Here is a 465-nt window from a genome sequence, read left to right on the forward strand (position 1 = left end):
CGATGGCCAGTTGATCCGGCGCATCGACATGGTGGCGAGGCCCTATCCACTCGGCTACACGCCGAGCATGGTGTTCAGCCAGCTTTCCCTCGCTCTGGAGCGATGCGGACCCGCAAGGGGCCTCGCCCGAACTTCCGGTTCTTGCCTGATGCCCGTCGTCGAATATTCCCCGCTCGATGAGATGGACCGCGCCGATAGCGCGCGGCTGTCCGCGGTGTTCCAGAAGGACCAGCCCGAGACGTCGGACGACTTCTCGCGCCAGGCGCCGGCCGGTGGCATCGAGACCAATCCCGACCAGTTCCTGTCGGTTGGTGAGCTGCGCCGGCAATATCTCGACTATGTCGACAGCAAGGTCGAGGAGGTCGAGGAGGCGAAGGATTCCCGTCGCTACTATCACGGCGCGCAACTGACGGCCGAACAGCTGCGGGTGCTGAAGGCGCGCCATCAGCCGGTGCAAATCTGGAA

At 64.3% G+C, this 465-nt stretch carries 1 protein-coding gene; it reads left to right on the forward strand.

Going from position 1 to position 465, the window contains the following annotated elements:
* Positions 1-465, forward strand: a 465-nt coding sequence (locus AACY08_RS29425) for a hypothetical protein (protein WP_339472600.1), incomplete at both ends; no start/stop codon positions are given.

The organism is Pseudomonas sp. EL_65y_Pfl1_R83, from assembly GCF_963970695.1.
Taxonomy (GTDB): domain Bacteria; phylum Pseudomonadota; class Gammaproteobacteria; order Pseudomonadales; family Pseudomonadaceae; genus Aquipseudomonas; species Aquipseudomonas tritici.